A 19822-nucleotide genomic window follows, 5' to 3' on the forward strand; every position below is an offset into this window, starting at 1 on the left:
TTGTTAGGAGCTATTCAGATCCCGCTTTTTTTTCTTTCGCCCGTTTTCTTAGTTGCTGTGTTTGAATATGCAAACTGGCGCGAACTAAAAGCTCTTGATCTTGCTCTCGAATGGTATTAAAAATAAAGGCGATATGGTAACTATCTTCAACTTGCTCGCAAGTAATTACTTCACCAAAACAAAAAATTGCTGCGGCTTCGGCATCAAGAAAAAGCTTTAGCTCTGCTCTAGTACCTACGTTCAGCGCGTCAGACGATTCAATAATTACACCACCACCACCGAGTTTTACGGTTTTGAAACGGTATTCGGGCTCATCTTGTTGATGCAATACAAAGGACATCATCAGGTCAATTTTTCGCGACTGATGATTTAGGTATTCCGCCAAGGTTTCGGCGTGATCACCTAAGTTTCTTAAAGGGCGAATTGCCTGCGCTTCTAACGCGGCCATTTCGCTGGCAATGCGAAATGCATAGGGCATCGAGTCTTCAAGGTTGTCCTCATCAGGTACTTTTTCATTGTCACCTAACGGGCGCACATTGGCATTTATGCTGTGCGCAATAGAAAAATACTCATCGAATTGGGCTTTTTTTTGTTCTAGGCTAAGTTCGCTCACATCATTCCTCTGCCACTATTTCTTGTGCCGCTAATAACTTATAAGTAGTATACCGGTCACATGTAGTATACCCACTTTACTATTTTGGGGTTAACCCGTCATCTCGCCTTTGGGCTACTTATCTGAATTATTTATTCACTAAGCTTAGCTAAATGTAAGGCAGATTACCGTATTACTGAAAAGCAAGGCGCTATGTTTTATCCTCTTTCTGCATTCATTGCTTATCGTTATGCCAAGTCTAACAAAGCAAGCCAAACCAGTTTTGTCTCATTTATAAACCGATTTTCAGTGGCCGGCATCGCGCTAGGGCTAATGGCGCTTATTATCGTAGTATCCGTAATGAATGGCCTAGAAGGGCAGTTAAAACAGCGCATATTAGGGATAGTCCCCCACATTGAAATTACAAAGACTGAAATTACAAAGACACCCATAGCAAGCAACAGCCTTAGCAAGACACCCAAGCAAAAAGAAGTTGCAGAGACACCCAACCAAAAAGAAGTTGCAAAGACACCCACCCAAAATGAAATTAGCATGACACCCATCGAAGGCGTTGTTGCCAGTATGGACTACAGAGAAGCTGAAGCCGTAGTGCAGTCACGCTCAGACTTGCGCGGCGTGCAGGTTCACGGTGTTCAGCCAGATGTGATGCTTGAGCACACCTTAGTTGCAAACCATATGGAGCAAGGTCGATTCAGTGACCTTGCTAAAGGTAGTTTCGCCGCCATCATTGGGCGTTCACTGGCTATAAAGCTTGATGCGCGTGTAGGCGACCGGCTGCGAGTTATGGTTGCAGGTGCCAGTGTTTATACTCCGTTTGGTAGAATGCCAAGTCAGAGGCTTGTGACTGTAGTGGGTGTTTTCGATATGGGCTCGCAAATGGATGACAAGGTGATGTACATGAACCTTGATGATGTGAATCGCTTAATGAGAGACCCCAAAGGCAGTGAACAATCATTGCGTCTCTTTCTGGATGATGCGTTCAACTACCAAGCGGTGGTTGATGAGTTAACAGATAGGGTGGGTGTCTCTGTAAATAATATTAGGACGTGGCGGGAGCGCCAGGGACCGCTGTTTGATGCAGTAAAAATGGAAAAGAATATGATGACACTCATGTTGTTACTTATTATCGCTGTAGCTGCATTTAACATAGTGTCTGCACTGGTAATGGTAGTAACCGAAAAGCAGGGCGATATTGCGGTACTTCAAACTCAAGGTATGTTGCCGAGTACGGTAATGTGGATTTTTGTTTTGAATGGCTTATTTAATGGCATAAAAGGCGCAGGTATTGGGCTTATCTTGGGTGTCTTTATAACGCTTCAGCTAAATAATATTCTGGATGCAATAGGTTCACCGTTGGCGCTAGCGGCTGACGGAAGAGGGCTGCCCATTGAAATGGACGTAGTGCAAATTATAAGCATTACTTTGCTGTCGTTATTGTTGTGCGTTTTAGCCAGCGTTTATCCTGCACGCAAAGCGATGAAAATTGCACCGTCTCAGGCTCTTCAAAACGAATAAATAGTTGAATTTACCGTGCAAAAGACCGCGAAATTCACTATACTCGCGGTCTTTTAAAATTTGCTCAGTGAGACGTCATGAACAAGAATTTTATCACCTCGCAATCGCTTCTACAGGATTCCTTTCGCTTAGCGGCAAAGGTGTATGAAGACGGCTTCCGCCCTGACTTTATTATTGGTATTTGGCGTGGTGGTGCTCCAATTGGTATCGCAGTTCAAGAATTCTTTGAATTTAAAGATACGTCGACCGACCATATCGCGGTACGTACTTCGTCTTACTATGGAATCAATAAACAGTCGAAAGAAATCCGTGTGCACGGATTACATTACTTGGTCGAAAATGCCAACGCTGATGATAAGTTATTGATTGTTGATGATGTTTTTGACTCAGGTCGAAGTGTTGACGCGCTTATCAAGCAAATTAACAAGCTTATGCGCTTGAACATGCCAAAAGATATTCGCATTGCGTGCCCTTGGTATAAGCCTCAAAACAACACTACTGATATCGTGCCAGATTACTACGTAAACGAAAGTGATGAATGGCTAGTGTTTCCTCACGAAATTGCAGGTCTGTCAGAAGAAGAGATCCGTGAAGGAAAGGGCGAGTTAGCTGACGTTATGGACATTTTATTCCAGAAGTAACAGCCATATAGCTTTAATAGCGATTACAAATCGCTATCGAACGTATCTAAACCGCACGATTGTGCGGTTTTTTTATTGGCTAAATTCGTTGGAAACGAGAGCGTAAACGTAGTACCCACGTTAACCTCGCTATCTACGGCAATAGTGCCGCCCATGGCCTCAACGATAGAAAAAGAAATATAAAGTCCTAAACCCGTTCCTTTACCTGTAGGCTTAGTGGTGTAAAACGGCTCGAAAAGTTTTTGCAGAGCGTGTTTTTCTATACCACAACCCGTATCTTTGATGGTGATAACAGTATGGTTATCTTCTTCAAAAGAAGAGATGGTTAGCTTGTCTCCATCATCCATCGCTTGCGCAGCATTGACAAAAAGGTTCACCAACACCTGATTTAACTTTCCGGTTTTACCTTTAATTAGCGGGACTTCTGTTAAGTGCTGTTGTATTTTGATGCGGTGTTTTAATTCGCTATTTACTAACCTTAAGGCATGCCCAATACAGTCATTTACATTAATAGTTTCATCATCAGGGATGTCGGCATCATGAGAAAAGGAACGAAGGCTGGTGATTATGTCAGTGACTCTTTTTAAGCCTTCTTCAGATTCCCCACAAATATCTGCAATTTCATCACTTAGTGAATCTAACTTATTGTGCGATTGCCATAGGATTGCTTTTTGCGCTATTTCTAACCTTTCTTTATCGCTAGCACTTGATGCCAACTGCAGCACTATGTCCTGCATCTGAGATAAAGCAGGCAATACGTTTCTTAAAAAGTGAATGTTACTGTTGATAAACGCTATTGGGTTATTTATTTCGTGGGCCACACCTGCTGCCAATAACCCTAGAGAAGCCATTTTTTCAGAATCGATAAGGCTTTTTTCTACTTTGGCTTTTTCTTCTTTCAGCCTGACTGTTTCCAGCGTCATTAATTTTGCCTGCATACCCATTGCCATTTGCTCGGTAAAGGTACGGTATCTATTGGCCATATCTACGTATTCCTGGGTGTAGTAACCCAGAGATTGATGACAAAAAACAATAACGGCCTGTTGCTGATGTACTTTAAATGGGCAGTAGAGCACCGATGTGACAGGAGATTCAAATAAGGCTAGGTGCTGTTGCCAAGTAGGTTGTTGTTGAATATTAAATAATGCAACGGGTTCACTTTTGACTGCGCGAGAAAGGGTGTCGTCTATCTTCCAAACCGTATCATATAAAGCATCATGCGTGCTATTTATACACCTCATTTTGCCCGCACTTTCGTTTTGAAGAACAAAGCATACTTCGTAGTTGTAAAGCCCCTTAAAAACGCTAAACATCTTCTTATAAAGATCTGTTTCATCCTCAGCAGTAAGCAGCACCCGCGTGCCCTCTAGCAAGACATCGCTTTCTTTTTTATGGGCCTCAGCTTGTTGCTTCAAACGGTAAACAAGGGCTAGATCTTCTAAAACATTTTCGTAATCTTTATTCATCGAGAAAACACTACCGCTGATATCATAAGGTTACCGTGTCTGTTTTTGCCGTCTAAAAAGCGCCCCTGTTCGCCAAACGTAAATGGGCCACAAATAGGTAGCGATAGAAACGTTTTTTGTAACGAGTTCAACATCGCATTTATCTCATCACCAACCATTAACCGGCATCCGGCGCAATAAATCATCAATACGCCAACGGGCGTTTTGTTTTCCGGAAGCAGCATTATTGCATTATTGATAACACGCTCTGCACGAGAGGTGAGGCTTGTAATATTGCCTTCCATTAAAACCAGCTCTTCGCCTTCTTGTACTTCGGAAAAAACATGAAGGGTCCCATCGTCGTCTACCGAGTCGGGATGGCAGAGAAGATAGTTTACTGCACCATTGTCCAACGCAACTGGCTTACCCAAAGGCGCTTTTGAAGTAAGACCTAATATTCGCCCGCCGTTAAGCTGTTGTGCAATCAAGCCATTAGTCGCATTATTGTAGATAGTGCTGGCTTTACCATTATCGAGTTGGTGAAGTTGTCGGCCTTTGGCAGTAGTGGCTTTAAACACAGTCTCAGTAGGTTTGTAACCAGAGCTATAGCTTAAACCCAAAGGTGTTGAAGGGTATAGAACTGCTACGGCAACGGTTTGAGGCCCTGAGGAAGTCGTTGTTACTGTGCACCAATTGCCTGAAACAGTATTATCTGCCATTGAGCCCCCGAAGATAGGAACCTTTGTTCCTACAACGCTGGCAAAACCTTCGAGTATGCTTTCTTCATTGCCAGGGGGAAGCGAGCACCAGATAAGGGCTGGGCTTTCGTATGGCCTCTCTGCGTTTGCTAATGCTTTCTGCAAGGAAATTGCTCCCGCTTTAAATGGGTCGCACTCAGTTATATCCTCGCTGCCTACACCGTATGCCCCGTTCTCATCGTTAATGCAGAACAAGGCTAAATCACAGTTGGGGGAGGCTATGTTGTTATCGCAAAGCAACGCGCCTAAGCAAGAACTAGAGATGAAAAATGGTAGCGCTGTATCGGTTATAGTTCTTGTAAATGTATCTAATGATAAATCGGCATTGCCGTAACCGATGAGTAGTGAAGGCCTTTCATCGGCTAAAATACTCTCTAGTTGCGATGTTACGCTTGCAGTACCATCGCACTGTAATGCAAATGTCTGAATTTTCATTTAGCTCTACCACTCGACTTCACTCTTTAATCATAGATTGAAATTAGAAAAAGCTTATTAACTTTTAGTTTAATAAGTGAAGTGATTTGAAGAGGTAAAGGGTTTAATTGTCGAGGTAAAATTTGTCGTGGAAGGTATACACCCAAGTTGGCTGGTAAATAACGAGTAGGGTAATAGCCATTCCGTTTAGAAGAGCTTCTGGAAACACCAATAGCGGAATGAGTAAAATATAGTTATCGAAAACGATGTCCCAAGTATACGTACCTTCAAAATAATAGAAGGCGCCTAGCGATAAGGTTTTAAGAGCGATTGATAGTGCGGCAGGAAAAAATGCACACACAAAGATATATACAAACAGTTGTCTGGGGATACGGTGGAAAGACAACATGTAGAAAAGGTAAGTTGTTCCAATTGGTAAAATAGTTCCAAGCAGACCATTCACACCGAAATTTTCCCACGTGCCGTAACCTATTAAGTTTGCCCCCAAAAGCGCGATAAACGAGGCAATAATTGCATTTCTAAAGCCCAACATAAGGGTTAGGACAGAAAGGCCTAGAAAATGAACATCTAAGCCTTCAAAAATCCCCGCTTTAAACAACCAAAGCACAAATAGAGAAGCAGCTGTGCCGAACATAAGGTGTTGCTGCTGTTTGTTGCGAGCAAAGTGAGTAAAGTCGATGTGCTTAACCGCGCCTAACAAAAACGCGCCATAGATTAGCAATGCCAACAACTGTAATGAACTCACTAGTACTCCTTATCTGGGGCTACTTTATACGCTAACGGCCAACTACTTTTTATATTCAGCCCAAATTGGGGCGTGATCGGACGGCTTTTCAATGCCTCTTAATTCATAATCAATGCCAGCATCGTGCAGACGTGAATGCAAAGTTTTTGTAGCCAGTATCAGGTCTATGCGAAGGCCGCGGTTGTCGTTAAAACCTTTTGAGCGATAGTCGAACCACGAAAACTTGTCATTAGTTTCAGGATTGAGAGTTCTAAAGCTATCCTCAAAACCCCAATCGATAAGTGTGTTCAACCACACACGCTCTTCCGGTAAAAAGCTGCACTTGCCTGTTCTCAACCAGCGCTTTTTGTTTTCTTCACCAATGCCAATATCTAAATCTGTATGGGAGATGTTTACATCGCCCATCACTATAACGTTCTCATCTGGCGTGTGGTTCTCGTTCAAATACGTCATTAAATCTTTATAAAACTTGCGCTTAGCAGGGTATTTTGTTTCGTGCTTTTCGTTCTCACCTTGTGGAAAGTAGCCGTTGAGGATAGTTACCGGTTCGCCAGATTCATCAGTGGTTTTCAAGATGATCATTCTACGCTGGGCATCTTCCTCGTCGGTAGGAAACCCCTTCGCTACAGAAAGGGGTTCTTTCTTTGCTAAAAACGCTACGCCGTAGTGACTTTTCTGCCCGTGGAAATAAACGTGATAGCCCATGGCTTCAACGGCTTCTAATGGAAACTGTTCGTTGTGGACCTTAATTTCTTGCAAACCAATAATGTCAGGTTGGTGAGCGTCTATAACCGCTTGTAGTTGATGCAAGCGGGCGCGTATACCGTTTATATTAAATGAGATTACTTTCATGTTTATGTTTTTTGTTGTTTCAACGTTGCGTTAAGTCTATCAGAAACTAAGCAAGCGCTTAACGAAGAACTGCCGTTATATTAATGCATCCAGTCGATTGGATGGATTAAGTTTATTTATAGCTATGAAGCTTGCGTGCCGCCCGGTGATGCCGGTGGGTGTGATTGAAACTAATTACCGCGCGATATTTACTTATTGCGGAAGTAGTCTTTGTATTTAAAAGCGCTATGCTAGCTAGCTCCAGCAGCCTGACTTATGCTGTTGTGCATTTCAGCATCAGCTAATGAAATCAAATATTCAAACCATGCATTCGCATCTTTTACTGCATCTGCAACAAAGCTTTCACTTTCTAAATCGAGTTCAGGGAGTAACTTTTCGACTTCTTGTTTGAATGACACCCATGCTTTCGCACACCCAGCCATTGCTTGGTAATAGTTTGTAGGTATGTCGCGCTCCATGGCATTTAACCTACGAACAATAATATTCGCTCCCATCGATGAGCCTAACCATACGTATATAGCTGAAATAGCTTGGCTGGTGGGCGAGCTGCTGAATGGCATAGATGGTCTGTTGTGGTGGGTGTCTTTGTTAAGTGAATCTTTGGTAAGCGCAACAATGTCTTGATTTAGCGCATCTTGAATTACGCCACTGTTTATCATCGAAGCCACTGTTTCAAGGGCAGGAACTTTGAATTCAGCTTGCTGAACAGCGTTTGCCGCTACTTGGTGGAACTTACTCATGATCTTTAAAATAGCGAGGTATGCCTTTTCATCGAACAAACTGTCTTTGTGATAGATAGAAAATGGGAAGGTGTTTTCCAAAATATCGTGGTTTGCATGGGTGTCTTGCTTAAGAGCAGTGAAAAGGTTGCGCATGGTATAAGTGTCTTGGCGTTGTTGCTGAGTAGTCATTATCGATTGGGCTTTACTTTAGCATGGGTGTCTCTGTAACCGGTAGTGAATTGAAGAAAAGCTAAATAATTTCAAATGAGCTTGGTTGATTGTTGGTTTGGGTGGGTGTCTTTGTAAGGATGGTTATGCTGCTTTTAGCATGGGTGTCTTTGTAAGGATGGTTATGCTGCCTTTAGCGTGGGTGTCTTTGTAAGAGAGGTTTTGGTGACTATTGCATTGCGCCTTTTGCTGGTGCGGGTATACTTGCCACAAATTTTGAGATAGGTGAATAAGCGTGTTTCCAGAAACAATTGCAGACAAGTTGAACGATGCGGTCATTGAGCAGGCAATGAAGCTAAGTGCTGAAGAACGACAAGAACTTGTTGTTAGCTATATAGCGAAAGCAAAAGAAATATGGATGATACAGGGCAGTGAAGGCTTTGTTATGTTCGAAGGCGGCGAGAGTGTTCAATTACCCGTATTCCCACATCGCGACTTGGCGCAAAAGTTCGTAGAAATAAATGAAATAGAAGGCCAATGCGTAAGCGTTGAATTGGCTGAATTTACAGAAACTTGGTTGCCTGGTCTCACAAAAAATGGTGTGGAACTGGTTATGTTTCCAACAACAAGCGACGTTGAAAACTTAGTTATGACCGCAGAAGATTTAGCTGCCGAACTAAACGGCAACTGAACTGGGCTTATAGCAGATGAATTCGGATGAAACTTTGCTTCCTTTAGCTTCATCGCTTGCCGCTTCGAAAGGGTGGGATGATTTCACTCGCACACTTATGTTAGCGGGTAAATCTTTAACGCCACTCCCTTTAGACGAACGTACTTCAGACACAGCAGTTGAAGGGTGTGAGAGCCCTGTGTGGATGGCATATTCAACGGAACAAGGCGGCATAATGGCGTACTCACCAAGTAAGGTGATTCGGGGTGTACTTGCAGTATTACTTGAAAAAGCCAATACCTTGTCCGAAGCGCAGCGTGAAAGTTTTGACTTCGAAAGTTACTTGTCTCGCTGCCAGTTAGAGCGTTATCTAAGCCAGTCGCGAGGCAACGGAATAAAGTCGGTGATAACAAAGTTGAAGTGCGTATAGGCGCTTCTTTCTCGCCCCTCTACTTGTTTTTTGCTTCAATCCACTGACTCATATATTTACTTGCTGCAAGCGTTTGATGCCACAACAAACTTTGCATAAACAAAGCATCTCTATGTTTATCTAGCCCTTGTTTTAACTCACTTATTCTTTCAATAAACGGCACTTCTGGCTGCTGCTGTTTAAATACGTTTAGCAAGCTAACTGCGTGATTATTGGCTAAACTCCATATCTTCTCATCTTCATACAGCGCTACAGCCTTTTCAACGTAGTCTTGAATAACGGCCGCATTAGAAGTATCGGCACCGCATAGAGCACCAGGCCATTGTGCCGATTGCAGATTTTTAACCTCGTGTTCGACTTTGGCGCTCATCTCGCTATTTACATCAACGCTATCTTCAATAATACCTTCTGCGCCAATCCAGGTCGTGATACTAGGCGTACCGCAGCGCATTGCATCCAGCAATTTTCCTTTTATCCCCGCGCCGAATCGCAAGGGAGCAATAAGAGCTTTAGCATTCATCATTACAGACTCAACATCGTTGGCCCAGCCCTTTACTAAGAAGCCTTGTTTCTCGTTGTGAAGTTGCGTTGCTTTCTTAGGTGGGTAAGCGCCGTAAATATGCAATTCAGCATGAGGCAATGCTTTTTTGATTGAAGGCCACAGATGCTGCTTTAACTGCAAAACAGCGTCCCAATTTGGCGCATGGCGAAAGTTACCAATATGGATAAAATGCGAGCGTTGCTCAAAAGATGGGGTATGGCTAATAGAACGGCCAACTATAAGAGGATGATACTGAAGTTGCGCTGAAGGTACACCGTAGTGTTCAGTCAATAAGGCCATTTCTTTTTTTGAAATAACCAAGGTTAGATCGCTTCGAATAATCGAGGCAATTTCTCTTTGGGCCAGTTCGCTATGTAGATGCGCTAGTTTTGCATCGCCATGCTTTTTTACCGCTTCATGTCGCGCTTGGCGAAGGCTATGTAAATCTTCAGTATTAAGCACTCTTAGCGCATTCGGGCAAACTTCTTTTACTCGCCAGGAAAACTGTTCTTCGGTCATGTAGCGATCAAAAATAACCACGTCTGGAGCTATGTCTGCAATAAGAGTGTTAAATGAACTGCAGTTTAGCGCCACAGGCTGAACATTTACCCCCATGGCTAGAAGATCGGCTTTGTGCTCGCTATCGGTGGCGGCTGTTAAAAAAGTCACGTTGAAGTTAGCGGCTAAGCAACGCTCAATAATAGAGAGCATGTTCTGCCCCGCTGCTGAGGAATTAGGCTCGGGCCATACATAGCCGACTACAACAACATTTAACATGGTACGAATTACAACTCTTATTTAAATTGTGCCTGAACTGCACGGTTATTTTGCGGCAGATGCTATCACAAAACTGCGCACGTCATTAATTAAAGGGGCTCTGCCTTAGAAATTCTAATTCTTATAGGTAATTACCCTAAGTTTTTCTTTGAAAAAGAATTTTAGGTTTGTAAAAACAAGCTGCTCGTTATAATACACGACGTTCCGGCATGTTCGAGGAACTACAGAGGTGTATTGTAGTCTAGCGTATTACCAAAATTGATAATGCTCAGGGTTGGAAAAACAGCTTATACTTACAAAAGAACATCAATTAATAATTACTCTTTTAAGAGTTTTTTAACTACCTGATTAGTAAAGAAATCATACTTTCTTACTAGGCGATATTAATTGACCTATTTAGGTTTAACGCCTATACCTTAATGAGGCTCATGGCGAATGGAGGTGCCTTGAACACGATAATGACAAAGACTGCATTGAAGAGAGTGCACGAATGAATTTAGATGAATTAGTTTCGAAAGCGGAAGACCTCTTTGTTTTACCAGACTCGGTAACGCGACTTAAAGCTTGTATGGACGATGAAGCTTCAAGCATTGACGATATTGGCGATATCATTGCTTTCGACCCGTCATTGGCTACCCAGCTACTTAGAGTGGCAAACTCAGCACTCTATCGTTTTCCCAATAAAATTGACACGATAACACGGGCTATTCAGGTTGTGGGAACCCGTTCTACCTACGACTTAGCGTTGGCCTATGGTGTAAGTCAGGCATTTAGTGAAGTAAATGGCCAAGCTATAGACTTAGACAAGTTCTGGGAACAAAGCGTTTCTTGCGGGTTATTGGCCAAGTATTTTGCCGATATGCGCAATATTAGAGAGCCCGAAAGACTTTTCGTTTCCGGGCTGCTTCACAATATTGGAGAGCTAGTTACCGTTTCGCTTTTGCCTGAGTCGGCAACCCGTTGTCAGGCGTTTAATGCACAGGTAAGCCCAGCAGAGCTTCAATTTGGCGTATTAGGATTTACTTACGCAGATCTGTCGGCAAGACTGATTGAAAAATGGGAAATCCCTAGTTCAATTTATACGCCTATTGCCAGTATTCACAAAGGCGAAGATGTAGAGACAAATGTAGAAGATAAAATTCTACAGCTTTCTTACGTGTTAGCACTAGATAACGTAAACCCAGAAATTTATCCAAGCTATCACAATTTAAAACCTGAAATGCACGAGGCGTTGTCGCTTAATCGCGAGGATTTGGAAGACGCGCTAGATATAACTAACCTTCAATGTATTTCGGTTATTTCCTTGTTTAATCCTAACGCGTTTATGCTCTATTAAGGCTAAACGCCTTCAGACATAGCTAATGCCGTAGGGATTAGTCAAAAATCGCTACGGTTTGTCTGCTTATTGCAATGACTTCGTTATCTTTATCCCAAATTGTCGCTTCCGTATGTCCATAACCGTCAGCTGCCTGTCTAGTATGGGCTTTATAGCCGAACCAATCAGTTGGGCTTACCGGCTTATGCGGGTGGATAAATTCTAAATTCCAGCTAACCGTGCTAGCCGGTGCCGGCAATTTCATCATTTGCAATAGTGTAGGCGGCCAGGCATCAATCATGGTAATAATGTGTGCATCAGTTATCGCCGCAGGAGCTTGTTTAAACCGCATGAAACCGTGGTAGTGGCTTGTTTTTCTGCGCGTAAAAGGAATACCGCCATCTTCAATGGCTAAGTCAAAGTAACGTAAAAACTTTGGCGTAACTTTAGGTATTTGTGGGATGAATTTCGCCTTATTAGGCAAAGGCATATCATGTTTTTCGGTATTCTCTACCTTAATGCCAGATTCTCTAGCAACCCCAAAGCAAGCTTGGGAAAAAACGCAGCTTTTGCCGTCTTGAATGGCATGCGCGGTATACTGCGAAACATTTTTACCCGTTCTTAATAGGGTAACTTCGATAGAGAAGGGGGCTTCGAGGGACAACGGACCAACAAAGTTAGTAGTAAAAGAGCGTAACACGCGACTATCAGTTACTTGTTGCTTCACAGCGCTATATAGCATGCCGGCAGAGATGCCGCCAAACGCCGTTCGTCCTTGACCCCAAGTTTGAGGAATAACTAGCCCGTCAACTTTCCAAGTATTTTCTGATGTTTGTGATAGTTGGGGAATATTGAGCAATTCATCTACTGTCATATTGGCTTGTCTGGTCTGATGAGTTAAGTGGGAGTCATCGTACATTAAGCGCTGCGGAACGAAAAGCCTGAGTTAGAAATTTTCGTTATGTTAACAAATAAGTAACAATTAGTTGTGTATTTTTTTACCAGCTGCGTAGACTGGGATATCGTCACTCAAAAGGACTGTTATGGCCCATACGCACGTTGAAGGTATTCCCGCTAACGAAGCTGGAACATCTAGAAGTTACCGCAATTACGTTCTGTTCATATTAACCTTAGTGTATGCCTTTAACTTTATAGATAGGCAAATTATCGGAATATTATCGCCTTTCATTAAAGCCGATCTGGGGTTAGATGACGCCCAGTTGGGGTGGCTTAAAGGCATCTACTTCGCGCTACTTTATACCGTAATGGGTATTCCAATTGCTTGGCTTGCAGACCGTTATAGCCGAGTTAACATTATTGCAATATCACTAACGCTGTGGAGTGGCTTTACTGCGGCATCAGGCTTAGCAGCCAATTATATGCAACTCGCTATTGCTCGTATTGGTGTAGGTATAGGTGAGGCTGGGGGCAGCCCACCATCGCACAGTATAATTTCTGACCTTTTTCCTAAAGAAAAACGCGCTGGAGCTCTGGCTATTTATTCTTTAGGCATTCCATTTGGTGTAATGCTGGCGTTTTTTGCCTCAGCGTTCTTTTTACAGGGCGGATCTGCCGACTGGCGTACGGTAATGTACAGCGTGGGTATACCTGGAGTAATACTGGCTATTTTGCTGAAGTTGACGGTAAAAGAGCCTGCTAGAACAGTTTCTCCGCCAAGTGCAGATGACGCGAATAAGCCAAGTGTTAAATCGTCATTGAAAATGCTGCTAAAAATACCTACGTGGTGGGGAATGGCATTGGGTATTTCATTTGGTTCGTTCGGTAACTATGCAATATCGACTTGGGTCATAGATTACTACGTGCGAGCATTTGCAGGGCTAGATATTACACAACTTCTTATTGTATTTGGCATCATCAACGGTACTGCGTATGCATTGGGTGTGTGGTTAGGTGGCTATGTAGCTGACAGGTGGGGCAAGCACAATAAGAAAGCTTATGCATTACTACCTGCTATCGCGCTTATTATCGGGGTGCCTGCCTTTTATGCATCGCTACAAGTTCAAGATTTGTGGTTGTCGGTTGGGCTTATGGCGCTGCTGTTATTTACAAGTGGCTCTTACTTAGGGCCTAGTTTTGCGATGGCACAAACCCTTGCACCACTAAACGTAAGGGCAATGTCGACGGCACTCTTCTTCTTTGTTTTAAATATAATTGCGCTAGGCGGCGGGCCTACACTTACCGGTATTATAAGCCAAGCGCTGGTGCCGTCTTTAGGCGAGACTGAGGCATTAAGGCAAGCTTTGATTTACCTAGTAGTTCCTTACGCCATCTCAATTGCTGTGTTCTTATGGACAAGCACGAAGATTGTAAAAGATTGGGAAATGGCAGAATCTAGGGGCTTGTAGTATTATCGATATTCCATTGTAAGGGGCTGATTATAGGCCCCTTTATTGTTTGAATGTGAAGGAGTGTATTGGTGTCGTCGTCAGAGTTGAGTTTTCATTTTGCCCATGCAAACGGGTTTCCTGCAGGAAGCTATAATGCCATGTTTTCGGCGTTACCCAGCCACTTCAACCGTTTGCACGTTGAGCGATTCGGGCACGACCCTCAGCTCCCCGTAAATGGCAACTGGCGAAATCAGGTTCAAGAACTCATCAAACATATTAAGAAAGAAAACAAAGATCCACGCGGTGTTTACGGTGTAGGGCATTCGTTTGGCGCCGTCATTACCTACATGGCGGCGTGTGAGGCGCCTGAGCTATTTCGGGGCGTTATTTTATTCGACCCTCCGCTAGTGGTTGGCCCACTGAGTTATTTCTTTAAATTTGCGAAACATACGCCTTTAATTAATAAGCTAACGCCTGCAAAACTCGCACAAACGCGTAATACACGTTGGCCAAGCAATACCGATATGGTTGCGTACTTTCATGGCAAAGCACTTTTTAGAGATATGGATAAACGATGCGTACGTGACTACGTGAAGTCTGTTACAGAGAGTAAAGGAGGCAATATCTCACTTACATTTCGGGCGGACGTGGAAGCTGATTTATTCCGTAACGTGCCTCATAACCTCGGGAAATACAAAGGAAAGCTTAAGTGCCCTGCAGTATTGGCGACGGGGAGCAGCAGTAATGTATGTAAGCCTGAAATGTACTCGCGACTAATGAAGCATAATGCAATTGAACATGTGGTATTAGATGGTGGTCATATGTTCCCGTTAGAGCATCCTGAAGCGGTAGCGAGCTTTATTGAGCAAACCCTTATAAGGTGGAGCAACGAGGCGGAGTAAGCGGGTGGTTTCGCTTGTTGGTTACATAAATTGGGCTAAGTTATTAAAGGTTTAGCCGGTTTATCTGAGATTGATTTTGACCGTAGGCGCCAAAATCAATCTTTTAGACGTTTAAAACCTTTATTAATTCTGTTTGCTCGAGGCGCTTAGCCCACCCACAGGTTGGCCTAGCATTTCACGTGTTACAAGTACCACACCTTTTTCTGAGACACGGAAGCCTCGTGCTGTATCTTGTTCGTGGTCGTAACCAATGGTCGTTCCTTCCGGTATAACGCAGCCGCGATCAATAATCACCTTTTTCAACTTACAATGGCGTTTAATTTCAACGTCTGGAAGGATGACGGCATCTTCTATTAACCCGTATGAATGTACACGTACGTTAGAAAAACAAATAGAAGAGCGAAGGGTAGAGCCAGAGATGATGCAGCCACCGGATACAACAGAGTTAATAGCTTCACCACGTCTGTCGTGATCTTCCCATACAAACTTAGCAGGCGGTAGTTGTTCTTGGTACGTCCAAATAGGCCATTTTCTATCGTATAAATTAAGCTGAGGTACTGGCGCTACCATCTCCATATTGGCTTCCCAGAACGAATCAATTGTACCTACGTCACGCCAGTAAGCGTTATCTCCGCCACTTTTCTCAAATGGGTAGGCATATACCGGGTGGTCAGCAATTATCGATGGAATAATATCTTTACCAAAATCACGCTGAGACCCCATATTTTCAGAGTCTACTCGCAGTTGTTCAAATAAAAACTCGGTGTCGAATACATAATTGCCCATAGAGGCTAGGCAGCGCGTGGGGTCGTTCGGAAGCGGGGTAGGGTTGGCAGGTTTTTCTTCAAAACCATTAATACGGTAGTTTTCATCTACGGACATCACACCAAAAGCACCCGCTGCTTCTTCTAATGGAACTGACATACAAGATACTGTCATCTTGGCACCAGACTCTTTGTGCTTAGCGAGCAAATCACCGTAGTCCATACGATAGATATGGTCACCTGATAGGATCATTACGTATTTGGGCAGTTCATCACGGATGATGTCGATGTTTTGAAAAACAGCATCGGCGGTGCCTTCATACCAACTGTCGGAGAAGCGCTGAGACGCCGGAAGAATTTCAACTGATTCGCCGAGTTCTTTCTTGAAGTGCCCCCAACCTCTGACCAAGTGGCGAATTAAGGAGTGAGACTTGTACTGAGTGACAACGCCAATTCTTCGAATGCCTGAGTTAACACAATTTGATAGGGGAAAGTCGATGATTCTAAATTTACCGCCGAAATAAAGCGCGGGTTTGGCTCGCCAAGTAGTGAGCTCGTGTAGTCTTGAACCTTTTCCCCCAGCTAAGATAAGCGCATATGTATCGCGGGTGAGGTTACTGATGTAACGAGAACTTTGATCTGCCATTTTCTAAAAACTCCTGTAAAAAAGCGATAACCGTGTATCAATAGAAATATAAAGAGAAAACGAGGTGTTGCGATTTGCTGCGCTATCCGTGAGCCGCCCAAGTGAACAGGCTTTGCTGATAACCTAAACCCATATTACACAAGATAATTTAGAATAACAGTGCGATTTTCTTGCTTTGTGATGAAATGGTTAAATTTTTAAAAATCATGTTATTTTGCGATTTTTCTAAGCAAGATTCTAAGCAAGACACCCAACGTAACATCGAACTTTTCATTGAAAGAGCTAAGAAAGACACCCACTCATAAAACGCATACCTATAAACAATAGTCGACGCACTCATTATCACAAGGTGTAGATAGGTGAAGAAAGACATCCAGCATAAGTTTTTCGATCGCATCTTGAAAAGACATCCACTTCACTCATAAAACGATAGGTTTGCAGTTTTTATCGAACTATTTATGAAGACACCCAGCTAAACGACCAAGTTATTAAAGATGTTAGCTCATCGAAACGTTTTTAATTCCGTTAAAAATGATTCGATGGGTGTCTATCTAACGCAAATTCCGGAAAAGTGGTAACCACACCAATAAGTGACATTTGTTAATTAGATGTTATATTTGAGCGACTGGTCATTTTATGGAGTCTTAGATGGAAGCGCTGAAAAAACTTTTAGTTGTGGTTGGCATAATAATTTTATTGTTTGTCGGTATGAGCTTTTTTATTCCAAATAAGTATAGCGTGGAAAGAAGAGTCAGTATCGATGCTAAGCCATCTGAGATATATCCTTATGTTGTTGACCTAAAGGAATGGCAAAAGTGGGGGGTGTGGTTCAAACGCGACCCGAAAATGAAGCTTGACTATTCTGGCCCTGACAGGGCGATTGGAATGCGTTCGGAGTGGATAAGTGAGACGGAAGGGAATGGCGAAATGGAAATAACGCAACTAGAACACAACAAGCGAGTTCTCTATCAACTGTATTTCCCTGAGTTTGACGTAGGCTCTTCAGGCGTAGTTGAAATTGTACCTACGGTCGACGGCTCTTTGGTCATTTGGAGAGATGAAGGAACAGTAGATAATAATCCAATCAACAAATATTTTGCATTAATGGTGGATGGTATGATTGGACCCGATTTTGAAATGGGCCTTGAAAACCTAAAGGTGTTGGTTGAAAACAACAGGTAATATGCGCAACTTTCTGATCTTAAAACATATAAGTGCCGTATATACCGGATTTTATACGGTACATGCCATCGACCATGAAAGAAAAAAAACTCCTCATCGCTGGCCTTTCGCTTAATAAGCTTGCCGACCTGTTGATATCAGCTAAGACAACTCTAACGGCAGTTCTTCTGAGTGTCGGTGCTCCAGTTTGGATGGTGGGGTGGTTAGTTCCTATCCGAGAGTCGGGTGCACTTCTTCCTCAAGTACTCATTAGTATTTATCTTCGAAAACATTCGCAGCGGCATATCGTATGGCGCATTGGCATGGCAATACAAGCATTTGCTGTGCTTGGCATGCTGTTTTCGGTGATATTCTTTTCTAGCTTCACAGCAGGAACTCTACTACTTATCTCTCTTATGCTTCTTAGTTTGGGCCGTTCTGCGTGTTCGTTAACTGTTAAAGATATGGAAGCAGATGTCGCCGATAAAGGAGAGCGTGGCAATTTGATAGGATTGGCATCTACTATATCTGGGGTGGTTACACTCGTAATTTCAATACCCCTGGTCATTATAGATGACAACCTTTCTTCAAATGTACTTTTGCTAATTTTAAGTGGAAGTTTGCTTTCTTTTATTTTGACTTTGGTATGTGTGTGGCCCATCAAGACAAGTGTGGACACTGGCAGCGACGACGGAAAAGCGTTTAGTATTAACTTTGATCCTACCATTTATAAATTTATTTTTGTAAGGGGGCTTTTTGTGCATTCGGCGCTTGTTGCTCCCTATTTTATGATCGAAAATAATGGTGATGCGCAAGAGTTGCTACCGATATATATAGGTGCTGAGGCTTCGGCTGCGCTTTTATCTTCGATCGTTTGGGGGAGGCTTGCTGATAAAAGTGCGAAGTTAACGCTGCAACTATCAGGTCTGCTCGCGCTGTGCGCGTGTGGAGGGCTTCTTTATTGGCAATCAGCCTCAATTGCCACATCAGCTTTTCTGTTCTTCTTGCTATCAATAGCTCATACAGGCGTAAGAACAGGAAGAAAGACATATAGTTTAGATGTTAAAGATGGCCAAGAGCGAACTGAGTTAGTCGGTTTTTCTAACACTGCGATAGGAGTAATTTTGCTAGCGTTTGGCGCTCTCTACGCTGCGCTAACGCCTGTTTTACCGTTTTCTGTGGTGTATATCATGGCAGCAGTGCTTTTGATCGCAGTTGCTATGACTGTAATTCTACCTTCTGAGAAGTAGATTTAAGGTCGAAGCAGAGCGATGCTGATCTCTGTTTAGCCATTCGCTTTCTATTAGTGCGCTCTTTGAATTTTTGCATAGATGTTTTGTCTCCAGCAGCAAAGGAAAAAATGTTCTCAAAATCATTGATAACCTTGAGCCATTGAGCTTCTCCGAGGCCAATTAAATTTACATTGCTACAATTTTCTTGCTTAGCCGCTTGTGCACTGCCATCAAGAAGTAACTTAATAGAGTTATTAAGAAGTTCGCAATAGTCGCTTAGAGTGAGATTTAAGCAGCGGTGGCAGTCATTTATTCTATTAGTTTTAAACGGCATTAATCCATTGACAGGTTGATTATTCAATGCGCGTGAGGCCAGCCTGGTATACATGCTTGTATACAACGAGTCTTTTAGATTCGTAGCTGATCTCGCTCGAATAGGGTTTAAATCAACATAGGCCATACAGGAAAATAGTGCCTTCTCAGTCAATAAAGCCTGTGAACGAAATCGGCCTTCCCAGAATCTGCCAGTACAGTTATCTTCTTCATTGGCTTTCCTCGCGATAAACTCATTCAAGTTTCTCATAAACCAACTAATATCAAACAGACGTTTTCTATAAACTTCAGCCGTAGCTTTGACCGCATCTAATTCATTATCGCTAAGTAATTCGCCCTTCAAATATTTTTGAGTGAGTAGGGTGCCTTTGTGCATTTTATGCCATTGCCTTAAAACAGTGTCTACTGACCAAGCGAGGGCAACATTTTTATTTACTGATAAAACGACATGGACATGGTTGCTCATAACCGCATAAGCACAAATGTCTATGGAGAAAACTTTACCTAAAAATAGAAGCCTTTTCTCTACCCAAGATTTTCTATGCTCGTAACTAACATTATTATGTCGATCGTACCCGCAAAGGTAGCTACGTCTTACGCATCGAGATATACAGTGATAATAGGGCGTGTCTTGAAGACTAATAAGGGATTTTCTGCTTTGCGCCACTTTTTCATCCGGCAAATCATATTACTTGATCAAACCTTAACACCTGAGGTGTTGCTCTGTGACCTGAACAATAGCGCGGTTTTTATGATTACGTGTCAATAATGGTGGGACAGCTTACAAAGAAGCATACAAAGACATCCAT

At 42.9% G+C, this 19822-nt stretch carries 19 protein-coding genes; 9 read left to right on the forward strand and 10 right to left on the reverse strand.

The window, feature by feature from the left end; genetic code table 11:
• Nucleotides 1-10: 10 nt before the first annotated feature.
• Nucleotides 11-613 (reverse strand): PilZ domain-containing protein, encoded by a 603-nt coding sequence (locus ACXAFM_RS17140; protein WP_474835473.1) that lies wholly within the window; start codon nt 611-613, stop codon nt 11-13.
• 192 nt (nt 614-805) lie between these two features.
• Between ACXAFM_RS17140 and ACXAFM_RS17145 the strand changes: the two genes are divergently transcribed.
• Both ACXAFM_RS17145 and ACXAFM_RS17150 read left to right on the forward strand, forming a co-directional pair.
• On the forward strand, nt 806-2128 hold the full coding sequence (locus tag ACXAFM_RS17145; RefSeq protein ID WP_474835475.1) for an FtsX-like permease family protein: 1323 nt from the start codon (nt 806-808) through the stop codon (nt 2126-2128).
• A gap of 77 nt (nt 2129-2205) precedes the next feature.
• Complete coding sequence (locus tag ACXAFM_RS17150) at nt 2206-2769, forward strand: phosphoribosyltransferase (RefSeq protein ID WP_118489551.1); 564 nt, start codon at nt 2206-2208, stop codon at nt 2767-2769.
• Between the two features lie 23 nt (nt 2770-2792).
• On the opposite strand, the gene ACXAFM_RS17155 is transcribed toward ACXAFM_RS17150, so the two are convergent.
• The 5 genes from ACXAFM_RS17155 to ACXAFM_RS17175 form a co-directional block, all read right to left on the reverse strand.
• Entirely contained in the window at nt 2793-4235 is a 1443-nt protein-coding gene (locus ACXAFM_RS17155) for an ATP-binding protein (protein WP_474831181.1), read from the reverse strand.
• Nucleotides 4232-5407 (reverse strand): FIST signal transduction protein, encoded by a 1176-nt coding sequence (locus ACXAFM_RS17160; RefSeq protein WP_474835477.1) that lies wholly within the window; start codon nt 5405-5407, stop codon nt 4232-4234. The genes ACXAFM_RS17155 and ACXAFM_RS17160 overlap by 4 nt, the downstream gene beginning before the upstream one ends.
• A gap of 103 nt (nt 5408-5510) precedes the next feature.
• Nucleotides 5511-6152: an energy-coupling factor ABC transporter permease gene (locus ACXAFM_RS17165; RefSeq protein ID WP_474835479.1), complete on the reverse strand. Its 642-nt coding sequence runs from the start codon at nt 6150-6152 to the stop codon at nt 5511-5513.
• Between the two features lie 42 nt (nt 6153-6194).
• Complete coding sequence (gene xthA / locus ACXAFM_RS17170; RefSeq protein ID WP_474835481.1) at nt 6195-7004, reverse strand: exodeoxyribonuclease III; 810 nt, start codon at nt 7002-7004, stop codon at nt 6195-6197.
• Between the two features lie 230 nt (nt 7005-7234).
• Nucleotides 7235-7915: a heme oxygenase-like domain-containing protein gene (locus ACXAFM_RS17175; protein ID WP_474831188.1), complete on the reverse strand. Its 681-nt coding sequence runs from the start codon at nt 7913-7915 to the stop codon at nt 7235-7237.
• 274 nt (nt 7916-8189) lie between these two features.
• Between ACXAFM_RS17175 and ACXAFM_RS17180 the strand changes: the two genes are divergently transcribed.
• Together ACXAFM_RS17180 and ACXAFM_RS17185 are read left to right on the forward strand one after the other, a co-directional pair.
• Entirely contained in the window at nt 8190-8585 is a 396-nt protein-coding gene (locus ACXAFM_RS17180; RefSeq protein WP_474831190.1) for a DUF2750 domain-containing protein, read from the forward strand.
• Between the two features lie 16 nt (nt 8586-8601).
• Nucleotides 8602-8994, forward strand: a complete 393-nt coding sequence (locus ACXAFM_RS17185) for a SufE family protein (RefSeq protein ID WP_474831192.1) — start codon at nt 8602-8604, stop codon at nt 8992-8994.
• A 19-nt stretch (nt 8995-9013) separates the two neighbouring features.
• On the opposite strand, the gene ACXAFM_RS17190 is transcribed toward ACXAFM_RS17185, so the two are convergent.
• Nucleotides 9014-10312, reverse strand: a complete 1299-nt coding sequence (locus tag ACXAFM_RS17190; RefSeq protein WP_474831194.1) for a glycosyltransferase — start codon at nt 10310-10312, stop codon at nt 9014-9016.
• Between the two features lie 490 nt (nt 10313-10802).
• On the opposite strand from ACXAFM_RS17190, the gene ACXAFM_RS17195 reads away from it, so the two are divergent.
• Nucleotides 10803-11648 carry an HDOD domain-containing protein gene (locus ACXAFM_RS17195; RefSeq protein ID WP_474835483.1) on the forward strand — a complete coding sequence of 282 codons (846 nt, stop codon included), beginning with the start codon at nt 10803-10805 and terminating at the stop codon, nt 11646-11648.
• A gap of 37 nt (nt 11649-11685) precedes the next feature.
• On the opposite strand, the gene ACXAFM_RS17200 is transcribed toward ACXAFM_RS17195, so the two are convergent.
• A complete protein-coding gene (locus tag ACXAFM_RS17200) occupies nt 11686-12501 on the reverse strand; it encodes an acyl-CoA thioesterase (RefSeq protein ID WP_474835485.1) in 816 nt (271 codons plus the stop codon).
• Nucleotides 12502-12670: 169 nt separating this feature from the next.
• Between ACXAFM_RS17200 and ACXAFM_RS17205 the strand changes: the two genes are divergently transcribed.
• On the forward strand, nt 12671-13993 hold the full coding sequence (locus ACXAFM_RS17205; RefSeq protein ID WP_474835487.1) for a spinster family MFS transporter: 1323 nt from the start codon (nt 12671-12673) through the stop codon (nt 13991-13993).
• Between the two features lie 71 nt (nt 13994-14064).
• Nucleotides 14065-14877, forward strand: coding sequence for an alpha/beta fold hydrolase (locus ACXAFM_RS17210; RefSeq protein ID WP_474831201.1), 813 nt, complete (start codon nt 14065-14067; stop codon nt 14875-14877).
• Between the two features lie 123 nt (nt 14878-15000).
• Here ACXAFM_RS17210 and glgC read toward each other — a convergent pair whose 3' ends face one another.
• A complete protein-coding gene (gene glgC, locus ACXAFM_RS17215; RefSeq protein ID WP_474831203.1) occupies nt 15001-16287 on the reverse strand; it encodes a glucose-1-phosphate adenylyltransferase in 1287 nt (428 codons plus the stop codon).
• Between the two features lie 648 nt (nt 16288-16935).
• Here glgC and ACXAFM_RS17220 point away from each other — a divergent pair.
• Both ACXAFM_RS17220 and ACXAFM_RS17225 read left to right on the forward strand, forming a co-directional pair.
• Complete coding sequence (locus tag ACXAFM_RS17220) at nt 16936-17469, forward strand: SRPBCC family protein (protein WP_474831205.1); 534 nt, start codon at nt 16936-16938, stop codon at nt 17467-17469.
• Nucleotides 17470-17543: 74 nt separating this feature from the next.
• Entirely contained in the window at nt 17544-18698 is a 1155-nt protein-coding gene (locus ACXAFM_RS17225; RefSeq protein ID WP_474831207.1) for an MFS transporter, read from the forward strand.
• On the opposite strand, the gene ACXAFM_RS17230 is transcribed toward ACXAFM_RS17225, so the two are convergent.
• Nucleotides 18667-19680, reverse strand: coding sequence for a transposase (locus ACXAFM_RS17230; protein WP_474831286.1), 1014 nt, complete (start codon nt 19678-19680; stop codon nt 18667-18669). The two genes, ACXAFM_RS17225 and ACXAFM_RS17230, sit on opposite strands and share 32 nt — an antisense overlap.
• Between the last annotated feature and the right edge of the window lie 142 nt (nt 19681-19822).

The sequence above is a fragment of the Alteromonas sp. ABD4_190 genome (assembly GCF_056160105.1).

What these genes read in the sequence shown, in the direction of transcription:
- ACXAFM_RS17150 (WP_118489551.1), top strand. Translation starts at nt 2,206, where the DNA reads ATGAACAAGAATTTTATCACCTCGCAATCGCTTCTACAGGATTCCTTT.
- ACXAFM_RS17195 (WP_474835483.1), top strand. Translation starts at nt 10,803, where the DNA reads ATGAATTTAGATGAATTAGTTTCGAAAGCGGAAGACCTCTTTGTTTTA.
- ACXAFM_RS17205 (WP_474835487.1), top strand. Translation starts at nt 12,671, where the DNA reads ATGGCCCATACGCACGTTGAAGGTATTCCCGCTAACGAAGCTGGAACA.
- ACXAFM_RS17190 (WP_474831194.1), bottom strand. Translation starts at nt 10,312, where the DNA reads ATGTTAAATGTTGTTGTAGTCGGCTATGTATGGCCCGAGCCTAATTCC.
- glgC (WP_474831203.1), bottom strand. Translation starts at nt 16,287, where the DNA reads ATGGCAGATCAAAGTTCTCGTTACATCAGTAACCTCACCCGCGATACA.
- ACXAFM_RS17145 (WP_474835475.1), top strand. Translation starts at nt 806, where the DNA reads ATGTTTTATCCTCTTTCTGCATTCATTGCTTATCGTTATGCCAAGTCT.
- ACXAFM_RS17185 (WP_474831192.1), top strand. Translation starts at nt 8,602, where the DNA reads ATGAATTCGGATGAAACTTTGCTTCCTTTAGCTTCATCGCTTGCCGCT.
- ACXAFM_RS17160 (WP_474835477.1), bottom strand. Translation starts at nt 5,407, where the DNA reads ATGAAAATTCAGACATTTGCATTACAGTGCGATGGTACTGCAAGCGTA.
- ACXAFM_RS17220 (WP_474831205.1), top strand. Translation starts at nt 16,936, where the DNA reads ATGGAAGCGCTGAAAAAACTTTTAGTTGTGGTTGGCATAATAATTTTA.
- ACXAFM_RS17225 (WP_474831207.1), top strand. Translation starts at nt 17,544, where the DNA reads ATGAAAGAAAAAAAACTCCTCATCGCTGGCCTTTCGCTTAATAAGCTT.
- ACXAFM_RS17155 (WP_474831181.1), bottom strand. Translation starts at nt 4,235, where the DNA reads ATGAATAAAGATTACGAAAATGTTTTAGAAGATCTAGCCCTTGTTTAC.
- ACXAFM_RS17175 (WP_474831188.1), bottom strand. Translation starts at nt 7,915, where the DNA reads ATGACTACTCAGCAACAACGCCAAGACACTTATACCATGCGCAACCTT.
- ACXAFM_RS17200 (WP_474835485.1), bottom strand. Translation starts at nt 12,501, where the DNA reads ATGACAGTAGATGAATTGCTCAATATTCCCCAACTATCACAAACATCA.
- xthA (WP_474835481.1), bottom strand. Translation starts at nt 7,004, where the DNA reads ATGAAAGTAATCTCATTTAATATAAACGGTATACGCGCCCGCTTGCAT.